The 261-nt window shown below is 74.3% G+C and carries 1 protein-coding gene; it reads left to right on the top strand.

Annotation, left to right across the window (positions count from 1 at the left end):
- Window positions 1-261 (top strand): hypothetical protein (locus ACZ3HG_RS24075; protein WP_465334940.1); only part of this gene is annotated, 261 nt, incomplete at both ends.

The raw sequence follows: 261 nt of genomic DNA, 5'->3' as shown, positions 1-261 counted from the left end.
CGCTCGTCCTCGCGCCCTCCGACTCCTCCACGGCAGCCGTCGCCTCGCTCTCTGCGGCCCTGGTCGGCCGCCTCGCCATGGGCCCCGCCTGCGACCTCCTCGGTCCGCGCCGGGCGTCCGGGGTTGCCAGCCTCGTCTGCGCGCTCGCGCTCGCCCTCGCCGCCGTCTACGCGTCCTCGCCCGCTGGCTTCGTCGCGCTGCGCTTCTGCGCGGGCCTTTCGCTTTCCAACTTCGTCGCCAACCAGCACTGGATGTCCCGAC

The sequence above is a fragment of the Erwinia sp. PME.40.26/001 genome (genome assembly GCF_055556675.1).
This window is presented reverse-complemented; position numbering and strand designations above follow the sequence as displayed.